Source organism: Phycicoccus mangrovi (assembly GCF_018729305.1).
Taxonomy (GTDB): domain Bacteria; phylum Actinomycetota; class Actinomycetes; order Actinomycetales; family Dermatophilaceae; genus Phycicoccus; species Phycicoccus jejuensis.
Map to the genome: position 1 here is coordinate 1 of NZ_JAHHWP010000023.1, position 25,419 is coordinate 25,419.

Here is a 25,419-nt window from a genome sequence, read left to right on the forward strand (position 1 = left end):
GCCCCGCACCCCCCCCCCCCCCGCCCGCCCCCCGCCCCCCACGCGGTCGAGTGCGGAAGTGGCTCCCGGGGCAACCACTTCCGCACTCGACTCCGGGGACGTGCCTCAGCGGCGGAAGACCTGCACCTCCGAGATGCCGACCTTCTCGGCGCCGCTGTAGTTCGTGGCGCAGTCGGTCGCGTTGGCCGGGTCGTCGTCCTGCTCACCGGCGTACGCCGGTCCGCCCTGGCACTGGTTGGCGACGGCCACGAACCGCAGGTGGGTGGCCGCGGTCTGCGGGATGTCGAACGAGCGCATCTTGAGCGCCGGCGCCGTCGGCCGCGGGACCCCGGCGGGGAACGCGTCGGCCGGCGAGGTCCACACCGGGCGGTAGTCCGCGTCGCGCGAGCAGTCGACCCGGCCGCGGGCGTCGCAGGCGAGGACCTGGAACTGGCGCAGCGCCTGGAAGCGACCGACGACCCCGGGCTCGGGCAGCGAGCTGACCTGCACCCGGCGGACGACCTGGCGGCCACCGGCGAGGTCGACGGTGAACGCCTTCTGCGCCGCCGTCGGGCGGTCGACCGTCGTCGCCGTCGTGCCCTCGTCGTCGTCGACGAGCTTGCCGAGGTTGAAGCCCTCGCCGGTCACGGTGGCCCCGAGGGCCGCGCTGGCGAGGTTGTCGCGCAGCTTGACCGGGAGGTTGCGGGTCCGGTTCGGCTTGGCGGTCAGCGTCACCCGGACCTGCCCGTGGCCCTGCGCCCACGCGGTGTACGTCCGCTCGCCCGGGGCGATGGAGAACGTGTCACCGAGCGTCGTCGCGGGGTCGGTGTCGGCCACCGGGCGCGAGCGGGCCGTGTACTCGCCGACGTAGAGCTTCGCGCCGACGACCGGGCGTCCCTCCTCGTCGGTCGGGCTGAACCGCAGCGTCGCGTCCTTGGCGTACGCCGAGGCGAAGCTCGGGACGGGCTGCGTGTCACCGGAACCCGCCGAGGTCGCGCCCTGGCCGAGGCCGCGGGCGGCGAACGCGTTCCACAGCAGGTCCTGGTTGGCCCCGCCGAAGCGCAGCAGGTCGGCGGCGAGCATCCGGTCGCGGGCGTCGACCATCGAGACGGCGCCGCTCGGCATGAGCAGCCACGAGTCGAAGACCAGCTGGATCCAGCGCCGGTTGCCGGGGCACTGCGTGGCGGCGCGCTCGCCGTCGGCGCAGGCCTTCTGGGTCGCGGCGTCCCCGAGCCCGTAGCGGTCGATGAACGCCGCCCGGATGTCGTTGTTCGTCGCGGACCAGATCTCGCCGTCCGCGTGCACCTGCGGGCCGGTCAGGTCGTAGCCGACGTTCGAGTAGTTGAGCGGGCTCTGCCCCATGTTGTAGTTGCGGATGCCCTGCTGCGGGTTGCCGGTGACGTAGGCGCCCATCGGGGTCGCCTCGCCGCCGAGCGGCGCGTAGCCGTTCTCCTGCAGGTACTCCATCGCCATGAGGTCCGACCAGCTCTCGCCCATGCCGCCGGCCTGGAGGCCGGACAGTCCCTGGACCGGGCCGCCCGCCATCCGGTTGCTGATGGCGTGGCCGTACTCGTGGCCGATGACCGACATGTCGAACGAGCCGTCGACGCACGGGGCGTAGAACGAGCCCGCGACCGGCTGCCACATGTACATGTTCGAGTACACGGTGCCGCCGTCGCCGAGGGTCAGCTGGTTCGCGTTGTTGCGCAGGCCGACCTGGGCCCCGGACTGGGCGCGTCCGACCTCCGGGTCACCGCCCGTGCCGCCCTTGCCGTAGTTGTCGCGCTGGAGGTTCCACGCCGACTCGGTGAAGCCCAGCCGGTAGGACCAGTCGTGCATCCGGTTGTGCATCGCGAAGAGGTTGGCCGTCGCCGCGTCGATGTCGTTGCGGGTCGGGCTGGAGTACGCCGCGGGGTCGCACTTGCTCGTCTGCCAGACGTTGGTCCAGTCGTAGACGTAGTTGCGGTCGGCCTTCGGGGTCGCCGTCAGGCCCGGCGTCGTGCGCCACTGCTCGTAGGTCAGCGCGTTGTTGCCGTTCGTCGTGAACGTGCTGATGTTCGTCGAGGGGTCGACGTCCCACGCCTTCGGGGAGGCCGGGCTCGCGACGACCTCGTCGCACCCCTCGGCGGCGACCCAGCAGAAGGTGCTGCGGGTGTCGGTCGAGGAGCGGTCGGTCAGCGGCGTGCCGGTGAAGACCTTCCAGCGCGGGTTGTCGCTGTCGGCGTCGACGAGGTTCTCGCGGGCGATGACCTTCCCGCTCACGGCATCGACGTGGATGCTGTACGCGGTCTCGGCGTCGACGACCATCTCGACGCGGAACGCGCGCCGGGGGTCCTTGCCGGGCACCGGGACCGCGACCTCCTCGGTGCGCTGCGAGACGAGCGACCCGGCGTCGGCGCCGACGCTGTGGGCCGCTGCGGCGACGGCACCCTTCTCCGAGATCTTCGCGGCGGCCGGGGCGGCGGCGTCGGGCGTGAAGGTCGAGCTGACGTAGCGGACCGACCCGTTCTGGACCGCCACGGCGACCATGCCGTCGAGGCCCGCGGAGACGCCACCGAAGGTCTGCCGCAGCAGGACGACGGTCGCGTCGCCGATGCGGTTGGTGCCGACGAGCTCGACGTCCTCGAGCTGGTCGCTCGTCAGCCCGAAGGCCGCCCGCTCGCCGGCGAGGAAGTCGCGGGCTGCGGTCTCGGGGTCCTTCGCGAGGCCGCGCGCGACCGGCGAGGTGCCGTCGAGCACGTAGCTCGCCGGCGCACCGAAACGGTTCCAGGTCACCGACTTCGCGCCGGATGCGCGCCCGGTGTCGGTCGAGCGCTGCGCCGACGACCGCTGCGCCGACGACGGCGCCGCGGAGCCGGTCCGCGTGTCGAGGTCGGGCAGGCCGTGGTCGTGGTCGCTCTCGCCGGGCGGGGTCGACACGATGTCGGCCGGCCCCTCCTCGGCGGCGGCCGCCTGCTGGGCGGTCACCGCCAGGCTCAGTGCGACGGCGGCGGTCAGGCCGGTCGCGACCGCGCGGGTCGCTGGGTTCCTGCGTCTCATCCGGATGCTCCTCGGTGGGGGGTCGCCACGGGAAGCACCGGGCTCCGTGGTCCACCGGGTCCCGGCGGACGACGGCCCCTGCCCCGGCCCCGTCGCGTGCCGTCCACCCAACCCGCTGGAGCTCCTGAGAAGAACCTGTGAGAGACCAAGTCTTGGTCAAGTCTTCGTCAGCGTGCAGGTCCGCCGGCCACCGGACTGGCAGAAGGTGCCAGCGGATCGGCTGATCCACGGGCTCGGGACGACGATGGGCGCCCTCCTCCCGGCGGCTAGGTTGACGAGACACCGGCGCCCCACCCCGTCGGCGCACCGCCCCGAGCACCGAGGAGCCCCACCCGTGACCGGACCCCTGGACGGCATCACCGTCGTCGACCTCTCGCGCGCCCTCGCCGGCCCGCACGCCGCGATGCTCCTCGGCGACATGGGCGCCCGCGTCGTCAAGGTCGAGTCGCCGACCGGCGACGACACGCGCGGATGGGGCCCGCCGTTCGTCGGCCCCGAGGACGACCCGGTGTCGACGTACTTCCTCTCGTGCAACCGCAACAAGGAGTCGATCGTCCTCGACCTCAAGTCCGACGACGGGCGCGAGACGCTGACCCGCCTCGTGCGCCACGCCGACGTGCTCATCGAGAACTTCCGCCCCGGCGTCCTCGACCGGCTCGGGTTCGACGTCGAGCGCCTCCACGAGCTCAACCCCGGCCTCGTCGTCCTCGCCATCAGCGGGTTCGGGCACGACGGGCCCGAGGGCGGGCGCCCCGGGTACGACCAGATCGCCCAGGGCGAGGCCGGCCTGATGTCGGTGACCGGCACCGGACCCGACGAGCCGCAGCGCGTCGGCGTGCCGATCGGCGACCTGCTCGCCGGGCTGCACGGGGCGTTCGGGGTGGCGACGGCCCTGCGCGAGCGCGAGCTGACCGGCCGCGGGCGGGTCGTTCGTACCTCGCTGCTCGCGTCCGTGGTCGGCGTGCACGCCTTCCAGGGCACCGCGTACACCGTTGCGGGACAGGTCGGTCGCGCGCAGGGCAACCACCACCCGTCCCTCGCGCCGTACGGCCTCTTCCACGCGAGCGACGGCCCCGTGCAGGTGGCCGTCGGCTCGCAGGGCCTCTGGGTGCGCTTCGCGGAGGCCTTCGGCATCGACCCCGCCGACCCCCTGCTCGCCACCAACTCCGCCCGCGTCGGCAACCGCGCGCACCTCGTCGAGGTCATCGACGCCGCGTTCGCGTCGTGGCGCGCCGAGGACCTGCTGGCCCGGCTCGCCGAGCTCGGCATCCCGTCGGGCAAGGTGCGCTCCATCGACGAGGTCTACGACTGGGAGCAGACCCGCTCGCAGGGGCTCGTCATCGACGTCGAGCACCCCGTCCTCGGGCGCATCGAGCTGCCCGGCCCGCCGATCCGGTTCGACGACAACGCCTTCGGCGGCGGTCGCGACACCCACCAGCCGCCCCCCGGTCTCGGCGAGCACGACGCCACGGTCCGCGCCTGGCTCGACGAGGCCGACGCGGCGGACGCGGCCGCCGGGGACCACCCGTGAGCGCCGAGGCGCGGGCGCGCCGGCCCGGCGCCCACGAGCTGCTCGACGCCGTGCTCGACGCGGGCAGCTTCACGTCGTGGGACGAGGCACCGCTGGCCGTCGCGGAGCCCGGCAGCGAGTACGCCGCCGAGCTGGCCGCCGCGGCCGATCGCGCCGGCACCGACGAGTCCATCGTCACGGCGAGGGGCGCATCGGCGGGCACCGGGTCGCCGTCGTCGTCGGTGAGTTCCGCTTCCTCGCCGGCTCGATCGGCCGGGCCGCGGCCGAGCGCGTGACCGCCGCCTTCGAGCGCGCCACCGCCGAGCGGCTGCCCCTGTTCGCCGCGCCCTCGTCCGGTGGCACCCGGATGCAGGAGGGGACGCCGGCCTTCGTGACGATGGTGAAGATCAGCGGCGCCGTCGCCGCGTTCAAGGCCGCCCGGCTGCCGTACATCACCTACCTGCGGCACCCGACGACCGGCGGCGTGCTCGCGTCGTGGGGGTCGCTCGGCCACGTGACGGTCGCCGAGCCGGGCGCGACCATCGGCTTCCTCGGGGCCCGCGTCTACGAGGCGCTGTACGGCGAGCCCTTTCCGCCGGACGTGCAGGTCGCCGAGAACCTCTACGCCCACGGCCTGCTCGACGCCGTGCTGCCGGTCGAGGCGCTGACCGAGATCGCCGGCCGCTTCCTCGACATCCTCGCCGCGCCGCGCGAGCTGACCCCGGTGCCCGACGTGCCGAAGGAGCCGCTCGCGGACGTGCCGGCCTGGGACTCGGTGACCCGCTCGCGCCGCCAGGAGCGGCCGGGCATCCGGGCCCTGCTGCGGCTCGGCGCGTCCGACGTCCTGCCGCTGTTCGGCACCGGCGCCGGCGAGTGGGACCGCAGCCTCTTCCTCGCGCTCGCCCGCTTCGACGGCGCGACGTGCGTCGTCCTCGGGCAGGACCGCCGGGCCGAGGCGCTCGAGGCGCCGCTCGGGCCGTCCGGGCTGCGGGTGGCCCGGCGCGGGATGAAGCTCGCGACCGAGCTCGGGCTACCGCTGGTCAGCCTCATCGACACCGCGGGGGCCGCCCTGTCGAAGGCCGCCGAGGAGGGCGGCATGGCCGGCGAGATCGCGCGGTGCATCGCCGAGCTCGTGACACTGCCCGTCCCGACGGTCTGCGTGCTGCTCGGCCAGGGCACCGGGGGCGGGGCGCTCGCGCTGATGCCCGCCGATCGCGTGCTCGCGGCGCAGCACTCCTGGCTCTCGCCGCTGCCGCCGGAGGGCGCCTCGGCCATCCTCCACCGCACGACCGAGCGCGCGCCGGAGCTCGCCGACCAGCAGCGCGTGCGCTCCCTCGACCTGCTGCGCGCCGGCATCGTCGACCGCGTCGTGGCCGAGCACCCCGACGCCGCCGACGAGCCCGAGGCGTTCTGCCGCCGGCTCGCACAGGCCGTCCGCCACGAGCTGGCCGAGCTCGGCGCGCTCGACGACGCGGACCGGCTCACCGCCCGCCACGACCGCTGGCGCGCCCTCTGACCCGTCTCCCCCACTTCTTGCGAGTTCCGCCGCCGACGCGCCGCGTCAGCGGCGTGTCGATCGGCGGAACTCGCAAGAAGTCGGACAACCCCGGGGAGGTCAGGCCACCGGGAGGGCGTCCTCGGCTCGCGCCGGCGCGACGACGGAGGGCCGCCGCGCACGCTGCTCGTTGAGCGCGAGCCCGACCACGGAGGCCAGCACGACCGCGAAGCCGACCCACTGCGTCGCGCTCGGGCTCGCCCCGAGCCACACGACGCCGACGAGCGCCGCCGACAGCGGGAACGCCAGCTCGGCGAGGGTCGCCCGCGACGCCGGCGTCCGTCCGAGCGCGCGGTAGTACAGGACGAGCGCGAGCAGCCCCGGCACGAGGGCGAGCAGGAGGATGTTGACGACCGCGTCCGAGCCGAGCAGCACCGGCGTGCCGGTCAGCCCGGCCGTCGCGGCGAGCGTCACGAGACCGAAGGCGAAGCGCAGCGCCGTGAGGTCCGAGAACCGCAGCTCGGCGGACGCCGCACGCCCGAGCACCGTCCCCGCGGCCCACAGTGCCGCGGCGCCGACGGCCAGCAGCGCCGCGGTCGCGCTCGAGACGCTGACGGCCAGCGGGTCGGGGAAGGCGAGCAGCCACGCCCCCACGAGCGCGGGCACGGCGAACATCGCGTAGACCGGACGCAGCCGCTCGCCGAGCAGCAGCGCCGCGAGCGCGATGGCGATGAGCGGCTGGAGCTTCTGGAGCACCTGCGGCGTGATGGGGTCGCCGGTGCGGAAGGCCGCCGTGAACAGCGTTGTCGCGAGCGCCGAGGACCCGGCGCCGATGACGACGACGCTCACCTTCGTGCGCAGGGACGTGGTCCGTAGGCGCCGCAGCGCGGGCACGAGCCACGGCAGGGTGAGCACGACGAGGACGAGGTGCTCCCACAGGACGACGGCGAGGGCGGGGTACTCCGCGGCGAGCGGTCCGCGCCACAGCGAGGACAGGCCCCAGAGCGAGGCAGCGAGGGCGACGAGCCAGGTGCGGTCGGACGTCCGGTCGGTCATGGACACAGCGTGGACCACGCGCGCCCCGCGGCCACCACCGGCCCCGCGGGATGTCGAGGGACGAGACACCGACGGTCGACGCCGGACTGCCAACGCCGGGCCCGCCCTTGGGCAGAACCTGCCAACGCGGGGCCGCGTCCCGGCTCCCTAGGGTCGGTCTCCCGGGCACCCCGTCCGGCGGATCACGGAGCGAGGTGACGGATGCGGGTCCTCCTGGCCCTCGGCGGCAACGCGATGACCGGCCCCGACGGCAGCGCGACCCCCGCCGCGCAGATCGCCGCGGTGACCGAGGCGATGGGCGCCGCCGCCCGCCTCGTCGCGGCCGGCCACGAGGTCGTCGTCACGCACGGCAACGGCCCGCAGGTCGGCAACCTGCTCGTCAAGAACGAGCTCGCCGCGCACGTCGTCCCGCCGGTACCCCTGGACTGGTGCGGCGCCCAGACGCAGGGCACCCTCGGCTTCACCATCCTCGACGCGCTCGACGCCGCCCTCGCCGCGGCGGGCACCCCGCGTCCGGTCGCGGCCCTCGTCACCCGCACGCTCGTCGACCGCGAGGACCCCGGCTTCACGCACCCCACGAAGCCGGTCGGCCGCTACGTCGACGCCGACGCCGCGGCGCGCATGGTCGAGCACGGCCAGGTCTGGGAGGACCGCGGCGAGCGCGGCTGGCGGCGGGTCGTCGCCAGCCCCGAGCCGCTCGAGGTCCTCGACGTCCCGGCCGCCCGCACGCTCCTCGACGCCGGCTACGTCGTCGTCACGGCCGGCGGCGGCGGCATCCCCGTCGTCCGCGAGCCGGACGGCACGCTGCGCGGCGTCGAGGCCGTCATCGACAAGGACCTCACCGCCGCGCTGCTCGCCCGCTCGCTCGGCGCCGACGTCCTTGTCATCGCCACCGACGTCGACCACGCCGCGGTCGGCTTCGGCACCCCGCAGCAGCGCGACCTCGGCCGGGTCACCCTCTCCGAGCTGCACGACCTCGCCGCCACCGGCGAGTTCGCGTCCGGCTCGATGGGCCCCAAGGTCGAGGCCGTCTCGCGCTTCGTCGCCGCCGGAGGACCGCGCGGCGTCATCACCTCGCTCACCCACATCACCGACGCCGTCGACGGCGGCTTCGGCACCGTCGTCGAACCCGACTGAGAGGAACATCCCGTGCCCGACGCCATCGAGGTCCGCAAGGTCCCGCTGCACACCGTCTCCGACGCCTCCGAGCTCGGCAAGCTCATCGACGCCGGCGTCATGGAGGCCGACCGCGTCATCGCCGTCATCGGGAAGACCGAGGGCAACGGCGGGGTCAACGACTACACGCGCATCATCGCCGACCGCGCCTTCCGCGAGATCCTGGTCGAGAAGGGCGCCGACCCGGCCAAGGTCAAGGAGATCCCGATCGTCTGGTCGGGCGGCACCGACGGCGTCATCAGCCCCCACGCCACCGTCTTCGCGACCGTCCCCGCCGAGAAGGCGCCGCAGACCGACGAGCCGCGCCTCACCGTCGGCTTCGCGATGAGCGAGCAGCTGGCCCCGGAGGAGATCGGCTACCTGCCGATGGTCGAGAAGGTCGCCGCCGCGGTCGAGGTCGCGATGGAGCGGGCCGGCATCACCGACCCGGCCGACGTCCACTACGTCCAGACGAAGACGCCGCTGCTCACCATCCACACGATCCGCGACGCGAAGTCCCGCGGTCAGAAGGTCTGGACCGAGCACACGCACGAGTCGATGGACCTCTCCAACGGCTGCACCGCGCTCGGCATCGCCGTCGCCCTCGGCGAGATCGAGATGCCGACCGACGCCGACGTCATGCACAACCGCGACCTGTACTCCTCGGTCGCCTCGTGCTCCTCGGGCGTCGAGCTCGACCAGGCGCAGGTCGTCGTCGTCGGCAACGCCCGCGGGGTCGGCGGCCGCTACCGCATCGGCCACTCGGTGATGAACGACGCGCTCGACCAGGACGGCATCTGGGCCGCGATCAAGGACGCCGGGCTCGACCTGCCCGAGCGCCCGCACCGCAGCGACCTCGGCGGCCGCCTCGTCAACGTCTTCCTCAAGTGCGAGGCGAGCCAGGACGGCACCGTCCAGGGCCGCCGCAACGCGATGCTCGACGACTCGGACGTGCACTGGCACCGCCAGATCAAGTCCTGCGTCGGCGGCGTCACCGCGTCGGTCACCGGCGACCCGGCCGTGTTCGTCTCCGTCTCGGCCGCCCACCAGGGCCCCGAGGGCGGCGGGCCGGTCGCGGCGATCATCGACCTCGGCGACGAGCCCACCGGCTACCGCGCCTGACGCACCCCCGAACCGGAGCCGGCCCTGCACCCCCTGCGGCAGGGCCGGCTCCTGCACGTCCGGGGCGCGGACGCATGACCACGGACGGACGGGGTACCGGCCTCGGGTGAGCCACACCCCTTCCTCGCCGTCCCCCAGCCCTCCCCCGGCGATCCCGCCCGGGCTGCTCGACCCCTCGCGCGTGCACGACCTCGCCACCGCCCCGGACGCCGCCGTCGTCGACGCCCTCGCAGAGATGGTCGCCCACCCCGAGTACCCCTGTCTCGGAGCCCGGTCGGTGTTCCGTCGGGATGCCGTCACCCCGCACGTCCTCGACGACCTGACCGACGACCGGCCCGGCGGGTCCCTCGACGAGCTGGGCCGGCGGCTGCGGTCGTTCGCGGCCGGCGCCGATCCCGACGGCGACCTCGTCTCGTTCGTCGCATGCTTCCGGGGGCCGCGGACCGACGAGCCCGGCTTCGAGGAGCAGCTGTGGGCGGCCCTGCGCCACCTCCACGCCCACGACGACCGGCCGTGGCCCGGCCACGTCGCGGCCGACCCCGGCGACCCGCACTTCGCCTTCAGCCACGGCGGCACGCCGTTCTTCGTCGTCGGCCTGCACCCCGGCGCCTCCCGCATCGCGCGGCGCGCACCCCTGCCGACCCTCGTCTTCAACCTGCACGACCAGTTCGAGCGGCTGCGGGCCGACGGCCGCTACCAGCGGATGCGTGACACCATCCGACGACGGGACACCGACCTCCAGGGTGGCGTCAACCCGATGGTCGCCGACCACGGGACGGCGTCCGAGGCCCGCCAGTACTCCGGCCGCGCCGTGCCCGCCGACTGGAGCCCGCCCTTCGTCCCCCACGCCGACCGCGCCGAGGAGCCCGCATGAACCCCGCCCGCACCCGATTCCCCCGCGCCTCCGCGCCGCCGCCGTACGCCGGCGGGGTCGACGGCCCCGCGGACGGGTGGCGACGCATCGCCCCGCAGACCGGTGTGGCCGTCGAGCTCGCCCCCGGTGACCGGCTGACCCTCCTCGACCCGTGCGGCGAGCAGGTGAGCGACCTCTACCTCGTGCGGTCCGACGACGTCGCGGAGCAGTTCTCCTCCGGCCGGACGACGGACTTCGGCAACAGCATCTACGTCTCGACCGGCTCGATGCTCTGGAGCAACCGCTCGGGCATCCTCGCCGAGGTCGTCGACGACACCGTCGGGGTCCACGACCTCACGCTCACCCCGTGCAGCCAGGCGACGTTCGACGTCCTCTACCCCGAGCTCGACGGCGCCCCGCACCCCAGCTGCTTCGCCAACATCGTCGGCGCCCTCGAGCCGTACGGGGTCGACGCGGACCGGGTCGGGGTGACGCTCAACGTGTTCATGGACGTGTGGACCGACGAGCGCGGCGAGCTGCACATCGACCCGCCGCCGACCCGTCCGGGCGACCGCTTCACCATCGAGGCGCGCGAGCCGCTCGTCGCCGCCGTCACCGCCTGCTCGGCGGAGAAGTCGAACAACGGCCGCTGCACCCCCATCGACTACCGCGTGGACCCCGCCACCCGCTGACCCACCCGGTCGGCCCTCTCTCTCCCGCGAACGTGTGTGTAGAACGGCGGCAGGCCGACGTTCTTCACACCCGGTCGCGAGGGGGGGCGGGCGGCGGGGCGTGGGCGGGTCGGTCGAACGGACGGTGGGGCATCGGAGCGGCTGCGGCGCCTGCGTCCGTCCGGCGATGCTGGCGCGCGTGACCACCACCCCCGGCCCATCGTCGACGCCGTCCGCGCCGCGCATCACCAGCTCGCCGCGTCCGAGCGGTCCACCGCCCGTGCCGACCGCGCCGCCGGCCGTCACCGTCCGGCCGGCCTCCGCGACGGCCCTGCGCCACGTCGGGCTCGGGGTGGTCGCGTTCTTCGCCTTGGGCATCCTCGGGCTGCCGGCGGCGGCGCGGGGCCTGGACCGGGCGGCCGGAACCGCGGTGGGGATGGCCGCGATGGTCCTCGGGGCCGTGGTCTTGGCCCTGCTCGTGCGGCGCTACGGTCGCTCGCTCGTGGCCGAGATCGAGCTCGGCTACACGACGTCGCGACCGCGGACGGCCTCGTGGTGGCTCCACAACGGCCCCAAGCGCGGGCGCTCCGTCGTCTGGGACCTCTCGGGGCTCTGGTTCCTGCGGCCGTCCGGTGAGGTCCGCGCCGCTCCGCAGCCGACGCCGCACCCCCCGGGCTGGTACGCCTCCCCCCGTGACCCCGCCCGGTTGGAGCTCTGGACCGGATGCCAGTGGAGCGGCCTGCTCGGGGCGCGGACGGACGGTCTCCTCCCCCTCTGAGTCCCCCACCGCTCCGACGCCTCGGCCCCATCCGCGAACGCGTGTGCAACCGCCGGGCTCCCCCGGCGCTTTCACACACGTTCGCGGGGTCGTCGGCGGGGACGGGGGGCGGTAGGTTCCGGTCGTGGACACCGCCGACGAGCAGCCCGACGAGGAGATCGACGAAGCCTTCGAGCGCCTGCTCGAGGAGGGGCGCGACCGGCTCGAGCGACCGATCTGGACGCTGCTGCCGACCGGCCTGCTCGGCGGCATCGACGTGGGCGTCGGCATCCTCGCCTACCTCGTCGTCAAGCACGAGACGGACAGCCAGCTGCTCGCCGCGCTCGCCTTCTCGGTCGGGTTCGTCGCGCTCCTCCTCGCGCGCAGCGAGCTGTTCACCGAGAACTTCCTCGTGCCCGTGACCACCGCCGTCGCCGAGAAGGGCAACTGGGGCCGGCTGCTGCGCCTCTGGGTCGTCACCCTCGTGACGAACGTCGCCGGCGGCGCCGTCATCATCTGGGTCATCCTCGTCGCGCGACCCGATCTGGCCGAGGTGACCCGCGAGACGGGCGAGCACTACGCCGAGCTGGGCATCAGCGCCAAGAGCTTCATGCTCGCCGTGCTCGGCGGCCTCGTCATCACCCTGATGACCCGGATGCAGAACAGCACCGACAGCATGGGCGTCAAGATCGTCCCGGCGATCCTCTTCAGCGCCGTGCTCGTCGGGGCCGAGCTCTTCCACGCCGTGCTCGACCAGATCCTCATCATCGGTGCGGCGATCGCGGGCTCCGACATCACGATCGGGCAGTTCCTCACCGCGCTCGTGTGGGCGAGCCTCGGCAACGTCGTCGGGGGCGTCGGCTTCGTGACGTTCCTGCGGCTCGTGCGCTCCGCGCCGCGGGTCGAGGACGAGCGCGAGCGGTCGGCGACGACCTGACCCGCGCCCGCCCCCGCCCCTCGGCGGGGGCGCGACCCGTCAGTGCGCGAAGTGGCGGGTGCCGGTGAAGTACATCGTCACGCCGGCGGCCTGCGCGGCGGCGACGACCTCGGGGTCGCGCATCGAGCCGCCGGGCGCCACGACCGCGCGGACGCCGGCGTCCAGAAGCACCTGGAGGCCGTCCGCGAACGGGAAGAACGCGTCCGACGCCGCGACCGAACCGCGCGCCCGCTGCGCCCCCGCACGGGTCACCGCGAGGTGGCAGGAGTCGACCCGGTTGACCTGGCCCATCCCGATGCCGACGGACGCGCCGTCCCTGGCGAGGAGGATCGCGTTGGACTTGACCGCACGCACCGCCCGCCACGCGAACTGGAGGTCGGCCAGCGTGCGCTCGTCGGCGGCGTCGCCGGCCACGAGGCGCCAGTGCACGGCGTCGTCGCCGCCGGTCGCCGCGCCCTCGTCGTCGCGGACGACCGCGTCGACCGCGTCGCGGACCTGCAGGAGGACGCCACCGGAGACGGCACGGAACTCGACGGGGTCGCTGAACCGCTCGACGCCCTCGGGCAGGCGCAGCAGCCGACGGTTCTTCTTCTCGCGGAGGATCTCGAGGGCGTCGTCGTCGAAGGCCGGCGCGACGATCACCTCGCTGAAGACGTCGTTCGTCGCGAGCGCCATCTCGCGGGTCACCGGGCGGTTGGTCGCGATGATGCCGCCGAACGCCGACACCGGGTCGCAGTCGTGCGCGGCGGTGTACGCCTCGGCGACCGTCTCGCCGACCGCGATGCCGCAGGGGTTGGCGTGCTTGATGATGGCGACCGTCGGCTGGTCGCCGTGGTCGTACGCGGCGCGCAGGGCGGCGTCGGCGTCGACGTAGTTGTTGTACGACATCTCCTTGCCGGCCAGCTGCTCGGACTGCGCCAGGCCCGGCCGCCAGTGCGTGTAGAGCGCCGCGCGCTGGTGCGGGTTCTCGCCGTAGCGCAGGACCGCGGACTTCTCCCAGGTCGCGCCGGTCCACGCCGGGAAGCCGGTGCCGTCGGAGGTGTCGGCGTAGGCGTTGCCCATCCACGAGGCGACCGCGACGTCGTAGCTCGCGGTGTGCGCGAACGCCTCCGCCGCGAGGCGCTTGCGCTGCTCGAGGGTGAAGCCGCCGGAGCGGACGGCCTCGAGCGCGACGCCGTAGGCCGCGGGGTCGGTGACGACCGCGACGCTCGGGTGGTTCTTCGCGGCCGCGCGCACCATCGACGGGCCGCCGATGTCGATCTGCTCGACGCACTCGTCGGGCGTCGCACCGGAGGCCACGGTCTCGCGGAAGGGGTAGAGGTTGACGACGACGAGCTCGAACGCCTCGACACCGAGGTCCTCGAGCTGCGCGAGGTGGTCGGGCTTGCGCGTGTCGGCGAGCAGGCCGGCGTGGATGCGCGGGTGGAGGGTCTTGACGCGGCCCTCGAGGCACTCGGGGAAGCCGGTCAGCTCCTCGACACGCGTGACGGGCAGGCCGAGCGACTCGATGAGTGCGGCGCTGCCGCCGGTCGAGACGAGCGTGACGCCGGCGTCGTGCAGGCCCTGCACGAGCTCGGGCAGGCCGGTCTTGTCGTAGACGGAGACGAGGGCGCGACGCACGGGGCGGACGTCCTGGGTCGGGCCGGGGGCGGAGACGGATGCCATGGAGGGCTCCTCGGGGTCGACGGGGTCGGTCCCGGAGCACCCAGGCGGGCGATGCCCCGACTGCAGACTTCCCGGTGGTGACCCACCCGCGCCAGTCGTCGTCGTTCCTCCGACGATGGCGTCGGGTGCCTCACCCTCAGGACCCGCCGGTGGTGACCCACCCGCGCCAGTCGTCGTGTTCCACTCTAGCCAGCGTCCACGGCGGCCCTCAAACGCGCTCGGTCAGCGGGCGTAGGGGGACGGCGGCAGCGGGGCGGGCCAGGAGCCGCCGAGCACCCGGTCGACGTCGAGGACGACGACGACCCGCTCGGGGTTCGGCCGCGGCGGTCGGTACCGGACGGCGTAGCGCTCCTCGGCGTCGCGGACGGCGTCGGCGTCCTCGAGCACCCGGGTCGTCCCCTCGAAGGTGACCCACCGCCGCCCCTCGTGCTGGGTGAGCGAGGCGCGACGTCCGGCGCGGGCCTGGACGACCTTGGCGCTCGACCGTCCGGCGATGACCCGGGCGACGAGCAGCTCCTCGTCCCAGGTGAAGCCGACGGGCACGCTGTGCGGGCTGCCGTCGCGGCGCAGCGTCGTCAGGGTCGCGAGGTGGCGCTCGCGCAGGAAGGCGAGGACGTTCGGGGCCAGCGCGTCGGGGGTCAGCGCCACGAGCGGTCCTGCGCGAGCCGGGTCAGCACGTCGACGAGCATCCCGCGCTCCTGCTCCTTGATGCGCTCGTGCAGCGACGCGGCGTCGTCGCCGTCCTCGACCCGCACGGCGCGCTGGTCGATGATCGGTCCGGTGTCGACCCCCGCGTCGACCCAGTGGCACGTGCAGCCGGTGACCTTGACCCCGTGGGCGAGCGCGTCGCGCACGCCGTGCGCGCCGGGGAAGCTCGGCAGCAGCGCGGGGTGGGTGTTGACCACCCGGAAGGCCGCGAGGAACGCGGGCCCCAGCACCTTCATGAAGCCCGCGGACACGACGAGGTCGGGCTCGTGGGCGGCGACGAGGCGCGCGAGGGCGGCGTCCCAGTCGGCGCGGGTGTCGTGGTCGGGCACCCGGCACACGAAGGTGGGGATGCCGCGCTCCTGCGCGCGTTCGACCCCGCGGGTGCCGTCGCGGTCGGCCCCGACGACGACGACCTCGAGCGGCGCGTCGCCGGCGTCGAGGACCGCCTGGAGGTTGGTGCCCGAGCCGGAGACGAGCACGGCCAGCCGCAGCGGGCCCCCTGACCCGGCGCTCACCGGCGCAGCCGCCAGGCGTCGCGCAGGACGAAGAGGACGGCGCCGACGACGAGCCACGCGAGCGCCGAGAGCGCCATCTCGAGGGCCGGGGCACCGACCGACGACAGCCGGTAGGCGCCGAGCGAGCCGCCGCCCACGGCGTCGAGCAGCCCCACCGCGACGGCCGTGACGACGCACGAGGACACCGCGACGACGAGCTTGGTGCGCAGGCGGGCGAGGCGGGCCACGGTGGCGACGGCACGACGCCCGACCCACATCCCGGCACCGACGAGGAGCAGCACGCACACGACGCCGACGAGCCCCGGGAAGCGTCCCGGCTGGGGCAACGCACCGAGCGCCGGGACCATCGGCAGCAGGCCCGTCTCGGAGCCGTCCCACGTGACGGAGGCCCCCTCGACGACCGAGAAGCCCGGCCCGGCGACGAACGACACGACCCAGAGGCCGAGGTTGGCCAGGCCGGCGAGCTGCCCGGCGAGCAGGACCGCGGCGCCCGCACCCGAGGGTGCGAGGTCGGCCTGCACGGCGACGACCCGCGGCCAGGCGAGCAGGACGGCGACGAGGACCGCGACCATCCCGACCATGACGAGGAGCCCCGCGCCCGCGAGCCCGGGTCCGACCGAGCGGCGGATGCTGTCGGGGAGCGGCAGGACGAGGCGCGGCCCGAGCACGTCGGGGTCGTCACGGCCGACGGCGCGCAGCGCGTACCCGAGGCCGACGAGGGGCAGGAGGACGGCCGGCAGGAGCAGCGTCCAGGGCCGGGGAGGCAGCGGGCCGTTCGCGGCGAGCACCCAGCCGACGCCGACGACGAGCGCGTAGCCGGCCCACCACGCGGCGACGGCGGCGGCGAGGGGACGCGGCAGCAGGCCGGCCCACCACTCCCCCTCGGTGCTCACCCGGACCATCGCCTCGCGGGCGCCCAGCCGGGCGACGAGGACGAGCAGGCCGAGGAGCAGCAACGGTGTCAGCGCGACGGTGGCGGTCCCCACCCCGAGGTGGGCCCCGCCGGCGAGCAGCCAGAAGGACGCGCCGACCGACGTGGCGGACGAGCCGGCCGCGCTGCTCAGCGGGTCCCCGGCCCAGGCCGCGAGCACGGGCCCGACGACGAGCAGCGCGGAGACGAGCCCCGTCGCGACGCCGATGAGCCCGGAGCGCCGCCATCCGGGCGCCAGCGGGTGCCGGTGGTCGCCGGCGGGCTCGGTGCCGGCCGGCGAGGACGTGCTGCGGTCCGTGACGGTCATCGCGGACCAGTCTGCGGCACCGCCGGCCCCCTGCCGTGGTGCCGCGCCGGGGTGTCTCCCGCCACGCGGCGGCACCGTGCGACCCGTCGCCCCGACCCTCCCCGGAAAACCCGCCGGGTGGGGCATCCTGCCGGGGGTGCTCGTGCGTCGGGTGGGGTGAGGGCACCGGAGAGGGAGGGCCATGGGCGCGGAAGGGGCGGCCGAGTTCGACGAGTTCTACCGCGGCACGGCGCACCGTGTCGTGCACCTCGTGTACGCCACGACCGGCGACCTGTCGCTCGCGCAGGACTGCACGCAGGAGGCGTACGCGCGGGCCTGGACGCAGTGGCGATCGGTCTCGGCGATGCGTGACCCGCTCGCGTGGGTCCGCACCGTGGCGCGGCGGCTCGCCGTCAGCCAGTGGCGCCGGCACCGGGCCCGCGAGCGCGCCCACGCCCGCCACGGCGTGGCGCCGCCGGCGGCCGCCCCCACCCCCGACCGCGTCGCCGTGCTCGAGGCCCTCGGCCGGCTCTCGCAGCCGGTGCGCGAGGCCCTGGCCCTGTACTACCTCGCGGACCTCAGCGTCGAGCAGGTGGCCGACGAGACCGGGTCACCGGTCGGCACCGTCAAGGCGCGGCTGCGCCGGGGACGCCACCAGCTCGCGGCCGTCCTCGCCGACGAGCACCCCCTCCCCACCGCCCAGGAGGTCGACCGTGGATGACCCGACCGCCCGCGACTCCGGGGCCGACCAGGCAGCGCGCCGGGCGCTGCTGCTCCTCGGCGAGGACGTCGACTCACTCGTCCTCGCCGACCCGGCCGAGCTGCGGCACACCGCAGGACGCAGCCGGCGACGGCTCCTCGGGGTCGCGGGCGTGGCCGCCGCGGTCCTCCTCGTCGCCCTCGTCGGCGTCCTCGGCCTCCTCGGGCGCGGCGACGACGACCGGCTGCCCGCCGGCCCCTCGCCGCAGCCGACCACCTCCGCCTCCCCCTCCTTCGACACCTCCGGTGCCCCGACGGACGGTCCGGACGCGGAGGCACCGGCAGGGACGGACGTCATCGGCGACGACGGCTCGCTCGGGCCGTTCCGCACCGGCATGGACCGCGCCACGGTGCAGGAGGCCATCAGGTCGGCAGGGCTCGAGGGCACGGTGCGCATCGCCTCGCGCGACCTCGGCGGCGGCATCGTCGACCGCGTCCTCCTGCAGCCGGGCGCCGCGACGACGGTCGGCGACGGCGACGTCATCGGGACCTTCGACCGCGAGACCGACCGGCTGTCGGCCCTCGTGGCCCCGGCGACCGCGCACATCCACGGTCTCGGCGTCGGCTCGCCGGTCGGCGCATTCGAGGACGAGTTCCCCGGCCGCGTCCACCTCGACGAGTCCTCGAGCGTCTACCTGCTCGACCTCGAGGGCGGGGTGCGCCTCCAGCTCGGCCGTCCGTCGGCCTACCTCGACCGCAGCGCCGTCGCCGCGCTCGTCGTCATCCCGCCGATGGCGCCGACCTTCCAGTACTTCGACTGACGCCGGTCTTCGGCCCGGCACACCCGTCGAGAGAACAGGACACGCCGCCGGCGCACGGGCGCGGGCGGCGTGTCCTGTTCGCTCGACGGGGTGCAGGCACCCCTCGGGCGGTCGGTCGCGAGGGCGTCAGCCGGCGAGCGACTCCATGATCTCGCGCATCAGCTGGGCGGTCTCGGACGGCGTCTTGCCGACCTTGACGCCGGCGGCCTCGAGGGCCTCCTTCTTCGCCTGCGCCGTGCCGGACGAGCCCGACACGATGGCGCCCGCGTGGCCCATCGTCTTGCCCTCGGGGGCGGTGAAGCCCGCGACGTAGCCGACGACCGGCTTGGTCACGTGGTCCTTGATGTACGCCGCCGCGCGCTCCTCGGCGTCGCCGCCGATCTCGCCGATCATGACGATCGCGTCGGTCTCGGGGTCGTTCTCGAACGCCTCGAGGCAGTCGATGTGCGTCGTCCCGATGACCGGGTCGCCGCCGATGCCGACCGCGGACGAGAAGCCGAAGTCCCGCAGCTCGTACATCATCTGGTAGGTCAGCGTGCCCGACTTCGAGACCAGGCCGATGCGGCCGCCGCCCGAGATGTCGGCCGGGATGATGCCGGCGTTGGACTGGCCGGGGCTGATCAGGCCCGGACAGTTCGGGCCGATGATCCGGGTGCCGCCCTTCTCGGCGGCGTAGTTGTAGAACTCCGCGGTGTCCTTGACCGCGACGCCCTCGGTGATGACGACGAGCAGCGGGATGCCCGCGTCGATCGCCTCGACGGCGGCGGCCTGGGTGAAGGCGGCGGGGACGAACGCGACGCTGACGTCGGCGCCCGTCTTCTCCATCGCCTCGGCGACGGTGCCGAACACGGGGACGGAGACGCCGCCCTCGAACTCGACGTCGGTGCCCGCCTTGCGGGGGTTGACGCCGCCGACGATCGCGGTGCCGGAGCGCAGCATCCGCTGCGTGTGCTTCATGCCCTCGGAGCCGGTCATGCCCTGGACGATGACCTTGGAGTCCGCGGTGAGGAAGATGGCCATGGGTGTCTGTTCTCTCTTCTCGCTCGCTCGGGTCAGTTCTGGGAGGCCAGCTCGGCGGCCTTGCGCGCGGCGCCGTCCATCGTCTCCTCGATGAGGACGAGCGGGTGGTTGCGCTCGGCGAGGATGCGGCGGCCCTCCTCGACGTTGTTGCCGTCGAGCCTGACGACGAGCGGCTTCGTGGCCTCGTCCCCGAGGGTGTCGAGGGCGCCGACGATGCCGTTGGCGACCGCGTCGCACGACGTGATGCCGCCGAAGACGTTGACGAACACCGACTTCACCTGCTCGTCGCCGAGGATGATGTGCAGCCCGTTGGCCATCACCTCGGCCGAGGCGCCGCCGCCGATGTCGAGGAAGTTGGCCGGCTTCTGGCCGCCGAACTCCTCGCCGGCGTACGCGACGACGTCGAGGGTGCTCATGACGAGCCCGGCGCCGTTGCCGATGATGCCGACCGAGCCGTCGAGCTTGACGTAGTTGAGGCCCTTCTCCTTGGCCGCGGCCTCGAGCGGGTCGGCGGCGGCGGAGTCCTCGAGGGCCTCGTGGTCGGGGTGGCGGAAGTCGGCGTTGGCGTCGAGCGACACCTTGCCGTCGAGGGCGACGATGTCGCCGTCCTCGGTCTGCACGAGCGGGTTGACCTCGACGAGGGTGGCGTCCTCCTCGCGGTAGACCGTCCAGAGGGTCTTGAGGACCGGCTCGATCTTCGCGGCGACCTCGCCCTCGAAGCCGGCGGCCTCGACGATCTCGCGGGCCTTGGCGTCGTCGATGCCGGTGTTGGGGTCGACGGCGACGCGCGCGAGGGCCTCGGGGCGCTCGACGGCGAGCTGCTCGATCTCCATCCCGCCCTCCTTGCTGCACATCGCGAGGTAGGTGCGGTTCGCGCGGTCGAGCAGGATGGAGAAGTAGTACTCCTCGGCGATCCGGGCGCCCTGCGCGATCATCACGCGGTGCACGGTGTGGCCCTTGATGTCCATGCCGAGGATGGCGCTCGCGTGCTCCTGCGCCTCGTCGGCGCTCTTGGCGACCTTGACGCCGCCGGCCTTGCCGCGCCCGCCGGTCTTCACCTGGGCCTTGACGACGGTGACGCCGCCGCTCGCGGTGCCGATGCGCTCGGCCGCCTCCCTCGCCTCCTCGGGCGTGGTGGCGACGGCCCCGGCGAGCACGGGGACACCGTGCTTCTCGAACATGTCACGGGCCTGGTACTCGAAGAGGTCCACGAGGCGATCCGTCCTCACTGTCGGCGAAAGTGGTCCGCAGGGCAGCGTATCCGCGCCACGTCGCAGGGCCGAACCCGAGGCGTCCGATGGGGGGAATCTCACGCCGACCGGGCCGTCGACGCGGCGACCGGCGCCCGTCCCGGCGGGCCGGAGGACGCCGCTGGACGCCGCAGGGGCGGCCCGACCGCTGGTCGGACCGCCCCTGTGGTGCGTCGCGGGCGTCAGCCCACGGACACCGCGGTGTCGTCGACGACGAACGAGGTCTGCAGCGAGGAGTCCTCGGTGGCGGTGAACTTCACCGTCACGGCCTTGCCCTTGTAGGGCAGCAGGTTGAACGACTTCTGCACGTACGAGCTGTTCTTGTTCGCGTTGGAGTACGTCGCGAGCGTCGTCGTCACGCCGCCGACCACGACCTGGGCCTTCATCGTGTCGTAGGCGGTCGACGTCGTCTCGGCCGTGTCGATGCGGACCCAGAACGAGAGGGTCGCGGCCGTCGCGGTCGAGGGGATGGTCACCGTCTGCTGCTCGGTCTCGGTGCCCGTGGTGCCGTTGCCGCCGAGCCACATCTTCCAGCTACCGGTGCGCGCCGGGCGCCCGGTGTTGTTGGTGATCGGGCCGGCCGTGCCGGTCCACACCGTCGCGCCGGACTCGAAGCCCGCGTTCTGGAGCAGGTTGCCGCTGGTGGGCGGCGGGGTGGTCGTGCCACCGCAGCTCTGCGCGCCGGCCGGGACCGAGATGGCCGAGAAGGCGCTCTCGACGGCGGTGCACACCGCGGCGTTGCTCGGGAAGAGCTCCTTGGCGGAGGCGATGGCGCCCTCGCGGGCCGCGGCGTAGTTGCTCGTCGAGGTCAGCTTCGTCGCGAGGGTGCGGTACCAGACCTTCTCGATGTTCGAGCGGCCCGCGCCGGTCACGGTCGAGCCGTTGCAGGTCGGGCTGTTGTACGAGACGCCGTTGACCGTCTTCGCGCCGCTGCCCTCGGAGGCGAGGAAGAACCAGTGGTTGAGCGGGCCCGAGGAGTAGTGCGGGTCGAGGTTCTTCGTGCCGGTGGTCCAGCAGTCCTGGCTCGCACCGTCCTTGCTCGGCTTGTCCATGTAGCGCAGCGGGGTGCCGTTGCCGTTGATGTTGATCTTCTCGCCGATGAGGTAGTCGCCCGGGTCGGCCGAGGAGTTCGCGTAGAACTCGACGGCGGTGCCGAAGATGTCCGAGGTCGCCTCGTTGAGGCCGCCGGCGTCGCCGGTGTAGGCCAGGCCCGCGGTGTTCTCCGTGACGCCGTGACTCATCTCGTGCGCGGCGACGTCGATGCTCGTCAGCGGGTGGGTGTTGCTCGTCCCGTCGCCGTAGGTCATCTGGGTGCCGTCCCAGAACGCGTTGACGTACGCGTTGCCGTAGTGGACGCGGCTGCGGGCGCCGCGGCCGTCGTTCCAGATGCCGGCGCGGCCGAGGACGTTGTTGTAGTAGTCGTAGGTCTTCTCGGCGCCGTACTCGGCGTCGACGGCCGCGGTCTGGCGGTTGGAGGCCGTCCCGTCGCCCCAGACGTTGTCGGCGTCGGTGAACTGCGTGCCGGCCGCCGTCGAGCTCGTCGAGCCGTTGAGGTCGGTCGTGTAGTTGCCGTGGCTGTCCTTGAGCAGCCACGAGGAGCCGCTCTGGGTCGTGTTGAGCGTCACCGTGCCCGAGTACATCGAGTTGCCGGTGCCGTTGACGATCTCGTCCCAGCTGGAGACGACCGCGCCGGTGTTCGCGTCGACGATCGTGTGGAGGCGGCTCGGGGTCTGGTCGGCCTTGACCCCGGTGGTGACGACGTCGTACGCCAGGCGGGGGCTGCCCGAGCCCGCCCAGACGACGAGCTCGCCCTGGCTCTTCTCGCCGGAGGCCTTCGAGCGCTCGGCGCCCGTCGCGACCGCGGCGGCCCTGGCGAGCTTCGGGGTCGTCGAGGGGGCGGCGACGGACTTGCGGCCGGCGTTGTAGCGGACCTCCTCGAGGGCGCCCTTGGCGCTCTTCTCGACGACGAGATCGCCGCCGACGACACGCAGGCCGTTCCAGGTGCGGTCGTAGCGCGTGTGCGTCGTCCCGTCCTCGTCGGTGATGACGGACCGGGGGACGAGCCTCTCGGCCGCGGCCAGCCCGAGGGCGGCGTGGTCGGAGCCCGCGGCGACCGCGGAGGGGGTGGAGGCCGGGGTGCCGGCGGAGGGGGCGCCGACGGCGCTGGCGGAGGTGGTGCCGGCGACGATCGTCGCGAGGGCGGCGCCGAGGGCCAGGCCGGTGGTGAGTCGTCTCACGGTCGGAGATCTCCTTGGGGAGGGGTGTGCACCCGTGTTCGGGCACGGGTGGAAACATCCAACTCGGATGCCGTGCAGGACAAGGGATCTTGCGAAAGATTGACCGTCCTTCCGGAACTCTTTACCGGCCTGCGGGGGGCCCTTGACCTATCCCGTGGGCCGCCTGTGAGACCCGCTCGCCCACCGGTCGACGGCCGGCTTCCCCCGTGGTAGCGCCGCGCCTACAGTGAGGCCGCGATGACCGGCCTCCAGCGGCTGCGGGGCGCCCCCGCCCCCGACGACCCCCAGCTCGCCCCACGGGGTCCCGCGGCGTGCCGTGCGCTCGTCGGCGGGGTGCGGGCCCTCGGCGACCCGGCCGTGCTGGCCGGCGCCGCGGTGGAGACGGTGTGGCTCGCGGCCCACCTGACGACCTGGCCGCTCGGGCTCGTGGGGTCCGGCCGCTCCGGCGCCGGTCCCGCCTACCGCGTCGAGCACCTCCCCCCGGTGCAGCGCGGGATGCTCGTCGCCGACGTCGAGGCCGCGGGGACGCCGATCCTGCTCGTGCACGGCATCGTGAGCAACCGCTCGGTCTTCACGGTGCTGCGCCGCGGCCTGACCCGCCGGGGCTTCTCGAACGTCTTCGCGATGAACTACTCGACCGTCGCGACGGACGTCCGCACCGCCGCCCTGCGCCTGGCCGACGAGGTCGAGTCGGTCTGCGAGCAGACCGGCTTCGAGCGCATCCACGTCATCGGGCACAGCCTCGGCGGGCTCATCGCCCGCTACTACGTGACGCGGCTCGGCGGCGACGCGCGGGTGCACACGCTCGTCACCCTCGGGACGCCGCACGAGGGGACGTGGGCGGCCTACGCCCTGCCGACCCGGCTGCTGCGCCAGATGCGCCCCGGCAGCGGGCTGATGCGCGAGCTCGCGCGGCCCGTGCGCGGCTGCCGCACCCGTTTCCTCGCGTACTGGTCCGACACCGACGCCGTCATCGTGCCCCAGCGCTCGGCCGCGCTGCGCCATCCCGACCTCGCGACCCGGTCGGTCCGGCTGCACGGGGCCGGGCACCTCACCCTGCCGATGCTCGGCGAGGTCGTCCACGGCATCTCGACCGCGCTGACGCAGCTCGACGCCGACGGCAGCACGGTGCGCCGCGGCGTCGTTCCGCTCTCCCGCCGCGGCTGACCCCGCACGTGCCGGGTTGTCGCTGCCCGGACCGGGCGGCGGGCACGAAAAGCCCGCACGTGCGAGGTTGTCGCTGTCCGGACCGTCCCCAGAGCACGGAAAGTCCGCACGTGCGGGGTCATCGCTGCCCGGACCGTCCCCAGAGCACGGAAAGCCCGCACGTGCGGGGTCATCGCTGCCCGGACCGTCCCCAGAGCACGGAAAGCCCGCACGTGCGGGGTTGTCGCTGCCCGGACCGTCCCCAGAGCGCGGAAAGCCCGCACGTGCGGGGTTGTCGCTGTCCGGACCGGGCGGCGGGCACGAAAAGCCCGCACGTGCGGGGTTGTCACGATCGGCCGCCCGGCCGCGTCCCGACGACCGGCTCCTGAGACGGCTCACAGGCGTGCCCGGCGTCACGTGCGGCATCGTTTGCGCAGGTCAGGGTGCCCGTGGCCGACAACGATGTCGGCCGGGCGGCCCGGTCGTCCACACCCCCGCCTTTGTGTCACGGAATGGTCACGGTACGGTGTACCGGCCCCGCCAGGCCCCTGCCGTCGACACCCCCGAGGTCCACCCCGTCGTGAGTTCCCGGTCGTACACCGGGCGTCACTACGCCGGACGCCACCGCGTCCAGCGTCGCGCCCGCACCCCCCGCGCCCTCAGCCCGGGGTTCGTCCTCCCCACCGTCGCCGCGGCCGGCCTCGTCGTGACCGCGACCGGCGCCAGCATGGCCGAGTCGGCCACCGCGCAGCCGTTCGAGCTGACCAGCTCCCAGAGCGCGATGGTGCGGACCCAGCAGGCGGCTGACGTCGAGACCGGCGCCGAGCTGGCCACCCGCCGCCAGGACGCGAGCATCCAGTCCGCCGCCCTCCAGGGCCGCGCGGAGGCCAAGGTCCGCGCCGCCCGCGCCGCCGAGCGCCGCGCCGCGCAGGTCGCGAAGGCCAAGGCGGAGGCCGAGAAGCAGGCCAAGAAGTGGGTCCGCCCCATCGGCATCTGGAACATCACCTCCGGCTACGGCTGGCGCTGGGGCAAGACCCACGACGGCATCGACCTCGGCGCCCCCACCGGCACCCCCCTCTCGGCGATGTCCAAGGGCACCGTCATCAAGGCGGGATGGGAGGACAGCTTCGGGTACAAGGTCGAGATCAAGTACTGGGACGGCAGCATCTCCTGGTACGGCCACATGAGCCGCGTCGACGTCACCGCAGGCCAGGAGGTCATGCCCGGTGACCGGGTGGGCCTCGTCGGCAACACCGGTCACTCGTTCGGCTCCCACCTGCACCTCGAGTTCCAGAAGACGACCGCCAGCGACACCCCGATCGACCCGGTGCCCTGGCTCAAGGACCACGGCCTCTGGTGACCCCGGTGCCGCCACGGCGGCACCCTCGACGACCGACGACCCCGGCGCACCCCGCCGGGGTCGCGGCGTCTGCGGCTAGATGTACTCGGCCGGGACGTTGGTGACGCGTAGGCGTTGACGACGAGGAGAACCTCCGGGTGAGGTGTGGATTGTCTAGGTCCTACACCGCCCGGAGGTTCTCGTGGCCCACGCTAACGCTCGTCTGAA

Annotated in this window: 20 protein-coding genes, 1 pseudogene and 1 riboswitch; of the genes and pseudogenes, 12 read left to right on the forward strand and 9 right to left on the reverse strand. The window is 74.0% G+C overall.

Annotated elements, in window-relative coordinates; all coding sequences use genetic code 11:
• Positions 1 to 105: 105 nt before the first annotated feature.
• Positions 106 to 3,018 carry a M36 family metallopeptidase gene (locus tag KMZ30_RS18930; protein ID WP_215514267.1) on the reverse strand — a complete coding sequence of 971 codons (2,913 nt, stop codon included), beginning with the start codon at positions 3,016 to 3,018 and terminating at the stop codon, positions 106 to 108.
• A 334-nt stretch (positions 3,019 to 3,352) separates the two neighbouring features.
• Between KMZ30_RS18930 and KMZ30_RS18935 the strand changes: the two genes are divergently transcribed.
• Both KMZ30_RS18935 and KMZ30_RS18940 read left to right on the forward strand, forming a co-directional pair.
• Complete coding sequence (locus KMZ30_RS18935) at positions 3,353 to 4,549, forward strand: CaiB/BaiF CoA transferase family protein (RefSeq protein ID WP_308279884.1); 1,197 nt, start codon at positions 3,353 to 3,355, stop codon at positions 4,547 to 4,549.
• Positions 4,546 to 6,044, forward strand: a pseudogene (locus tag KMZ30_RS18940) (carboxyl transferase domain-containing protein). The gene KMZ30_RS18935 and the pseudogene KMZ30_RS18940 overlap by 4 nt, the downstream one beginning before the upstream one ends.
• 99 nt (positions 6,045 to 6,143) lie before the next feature.
• On the opposite strand, the gene KMZ30_RS18945 reads toward KMZ30_RS18940, so the two are convergent.
• Entirely contained in the window at positions 6,144 to 7,079 is a 936-nt protein-coding gene (locus tag KMZ30_RS18945; protein ID WP_226903299.1) for a DMT family transporter, read from the reverse strand.
• Positions 7,080 to 7,280: 201 nt separating this feature from the next.
• On the opposite strand from KMZ30_RS18945, the gene KMZ30_RS18950 reads away from it, so the two are divergent.
• From KMZ30_RS18950 to KMZ30_RS18975, 6 genes are all read left to right on the forward strand, one after another.
• On the forward strand, positions 7,281 to 8,216 hold the full coding sequence (locus KMZ30_RS18950; protein WP_215514270.1) for a carbamate kinase: 936 nt from the start codon (positions 7,281 to 7,283) through the stop codon (positions 8,214 to 8,216).
• A gap of 12 nt (positions 8,217 to 8,228) precedes the next feature.
• Entirely contained in the window at positions 8,229 to 9,356 is a 1,128-nt protein-coding gene (bar, locus tag KMZ30_RS18955) for a barbiturase (protein WP_215514271.1), read from the forward strand.
• 106 nt (positions 9,357 to 9,462) lie between these two features.
• Entirely contained in the window at positions 9,463 to 10,230 is a 768-nt protein-coding gene (gene gntA / locus KMZ30_RS18960; RefSeq protein WP_215514272.1) for a guanitoxin biosynthesis heme-dependent pre-guanitoxin N-hydroxylase GntA, read from the forward strand.
• Positions 10,227 to 10,901 (forward strand): DUF1989 domain-containing protein, encoded by a 675-nt coding sequence (locus KMZ30_RS18965; protein ID WP_215514273.1) that lies wholly within the window; start codon positions 10,227 to 10,229, stop codon positions 10,899 to 10,901. Before gntA ends, KMZ30_RS18965 begins: the two co-directional genes overlap by 4 nt.
• Before the next feature lie 178 nt (positions 10,902 to 11,079).
• Complete coding sequence (locus KMZ30_RS18970; RefSeq protein ID WP_215514274.1) at positions 11,080 to 11,658, forward strand: hypothetical protein; 579 nt, start codon at positions 11,080 to 11,082, stop codon at positions 11,656 to 11,658.
• 124 nt (positions 11,659 to 11,782) lie between these two features.
• Positions 11,783 to 12,574 (forward strand): formate/nitrite transporter family protein, encoded by a 792-nt coding sequence (locus KMZ30_RS18975; protein WP_215514275.1) that lies wholly within the window; start codon positions 11,783 to 11,785, stop codon positions 12,572 to 12,574.
• Between the two features lie 39 nt (positions 12,575 to 12,613).
• On the opposite strand, the gene purH is transcribed toward KMZ30_RS18975, so the two are convergent.
• The 4 genes from purH to KMZ30_RS18995 form a co-directional block, all read right to left on the reverse strand.
• On the reverse strand, positions 12,614 to 14,239 hold the full coding sequence (gene purH / locus KMZ30_RS18980) for a bifunctional phosphoribosylaminoimidazolecarboxamide formyltransferase/IMP cyclohydrolase (protein ID WP_215514276.1): 1,626 nt from the start codon (positions 14,237 to 14,239) through the stop codon (positions 12,614 to 12,616).
• Between the two features lie 31 nt (positions 14,240 to 14,270).
• Positions 14,271 to 14,348, reverse strand: a riboswitch (ZMP/ZTP riboswitch).
• 113 nt (positions 14,349 to 14,461) lie between these two features.
• On the reverse strand, positions 14,462 to 14,887 hold the full coding sequence (locus KMZ30_RS18985; protein WP_215520098.1) for a TIGR03618 family F420-dependent PPOX class oxidoreductase: 426 nt from the start codon (positions 14,885 to 14,887) through the stop codon (positions 14,462 to 14,464).
• Positions 14,878 to 15,438, reverse strand: coding sequence for a phosphoribosylglycinamide formyltransferase (gene purN, locus KMZ30_RS18990; RefSeq protein ID WP_215514286.1), 561 nt, complete (start codon positions 15,436 to 15,438; stop codon positions 14,878 to 14,880). The genes KMZ30_RS18985 and purN overlap by 10 nt, the downstream gene beginning before the upstream one ends.
• Positions 15,439 to 15,458: 20 nt before the next feature.
• A complete protein-coding gene (locus tag KMZ30_RS18995) occupies positions 15,459 to 16,700 on the reverse strand; it encodes a cell division protein PerM (RefSeq protein ID WP_215514277.1) in 1,242 nt (413 codons plus the stop codon).
• Positions 16,701 to 16,881: 181 nt separating this feature from the next.
• On the opposite strand from KMZ30_RS18995, the gene KMZ30_RS19000 reads away from it, so the two are divergent.
• Both KMZ30_RS19000 and KMZ30_RS19005 read left to right on the forward strand, forming a co-directional pair.
• A complete protein-coding gene (locus KMZ30_RS19000; protein ID WP_215514278.1) occupies positions 16,882 to 17,400 on the forward strand; it encodes an RNA polymerase sigma factor in 519 nt (172 codons plus the stop codon).
• Positions 17,393 to 18,199 carry a hypothetical protein gene (locus KMZ30_RS19005; protein ID WP_215514279.1) on the forward strand — a complete coding sequence of 269 codons (807 nt, stop codon included), beginning with the start codon at positions 17,393 to 17,395 and terminating at the stop codon, positions 18,197 to 18,199. Before KMZ30_RS19000 ends, KMZ30_RS19005 begins: the two co-directional genes overlap by 8 nt.
• A 126-nt stretch (positions 18,200 to 18,325) precedes the next feature.
• On the opposite strand, the gene sucD is transcribed toward KMZ30_RS19005, so the two are convergent.
• The 3 genes from sucD to KMZ30_RS19020 all read right to left on the reverse strand — a co-directional run bounded on the left by sucD (position 18,326) and on the right by KMZ30_RS19020 (position 22,706).
• Positions 18,326 to 19,219, reverse strand: a complete 894-nt coding sequence (sucD, locus tag KMZ30_RS19010; RefSeq protein ID WP_215514280.1) for a succinate--CoA ligase subunit alpha — start codon at positions 19,217 to 19,219, stop codon at positions 18,326 to 18,328.
• A 32-nt stretch (positions 19,220 to 19,251) separates the two neighbouring features.
• Positions 19,252 to 20,430: an ADP-forming succinate--CoA ligase subunit beta gene (gene sucC / locus KMZ30_RS19015; protein ID WP_215514281.1), complete on the reverse strand. Its 1,179-nt coding sequence runs from the start codon at positions 20,428 to 20,430 to the stop codon at positions 19,252 to 19,254.
• A 221-nt stretch (positions 20,431 to 20,651) separates the two neighbouring features.
• Positions 20,652 to 22,706, reverse strand: coding sequence for a M4 family metallopeptidase (locus KMZ30_RS19020; protein WP_215514282.1), 2,055 nt, complete (start codon positions 22,704 to 22,706; stop codon positions 20,652 to 20,654).
• Positions 22,707 to 22,943: 237 nt separating this feature from the next.
• Here KMZ30_RS19020 and KMZ30_RS19025 point away from each other — a divergent pair, with 237 nt between their 5' ends.
• A complete protein-coding gene (locus tag KMZ30_RS19025; RefSeq protein WP_215514283.1) occupies positions 22,944 to 23,873 on the forward strand; it encodes an esterase/lipase family protein in 930 nt (309 codons plus the stop codon).
• Positions 23,874 to 24,432: 559 nt separating this feature from the next.
• A complete protein-coding gene (locus tag KMZ30_RS19030) occupies positions 24,433 to 25,212 on the forward strand; it encodes a M23 family metallopeptidase (RefSeq protein WP_215514284.1) in 780 nt (259 codons plus the stop codon).
• The last annotated feature ends 207 nt before the right edge of the window (positions 25,213 to 25,419 follow it).

Excerpts from the sequence above, each read along its gene's own strand:
- sucD (WP_215514280.1), bottom strand. The coding sequence starts at position 19,219 with ATGGCCATCTTCCTCACCGCGGACTCCAAGGTCATCGTCCAGGGCATG.
- KMZ30_RS19025 (WP_215514283.1), top strand. The coding sequence starts at position 22,944 with ATGACCGGCCTCCAGCGGCTGCGGGGCGCCCCCGCCCCCGACGACCCC.
- KMZ30_RS18995 (WP_215514277.1), bottom strand. The coding sequence starts at position 16,700 with ATGACCGTCACGGACCGCAGCACGTCCTCGCCGGCCGGCACCGAGCCC.
- KMZ30_RS19000 (WP_215514278.1), top strand. The coding sequence starts at position 16,882 with ATGGGCGCGGAAGGGGCGGCCGAGTTCGACGAGTTCTACCGCGGCACG.
- purH (WP_215514276.1), bottom strand. The coding sequence starts at position 14,239 with ATGGCATCCGTCTCCGCCCCCGGCCCGACCCAGGACGTCCGCCCCGTG.
- KMZ30_RS18945 (WP_226903299.1), bottom strand. The coding sequence starts at position 7,079 with ATGACCGACCGGACGTCCGACCGCACCTGGCTCGTCGCCCTCGCTGCC.
- KMZ30_RS18965 (WP_215514273.1), top strand. The coding sequence starts at position 10,227 with ATGAACCCCGCCCGCACCCGATTCCCCCGCGCCTCCGCGCCGCCGCCG.
- KMZ30_RS18950 (WP_215514270.1), top strand. The coding sequence starts at position 7,281 with ATGCGGGTCCTCCTGGCCCTCGGCGGCAACGCGATGACCGGCCCCGAC.
- KMZ30_RS18930 (WP_215514267.1), bottom strand. The coding sequence starts at position 3,018 with ATGAGACGCAGGAACCCAGCGACCCGCGCGGTCGCGACCGGCCTGACC.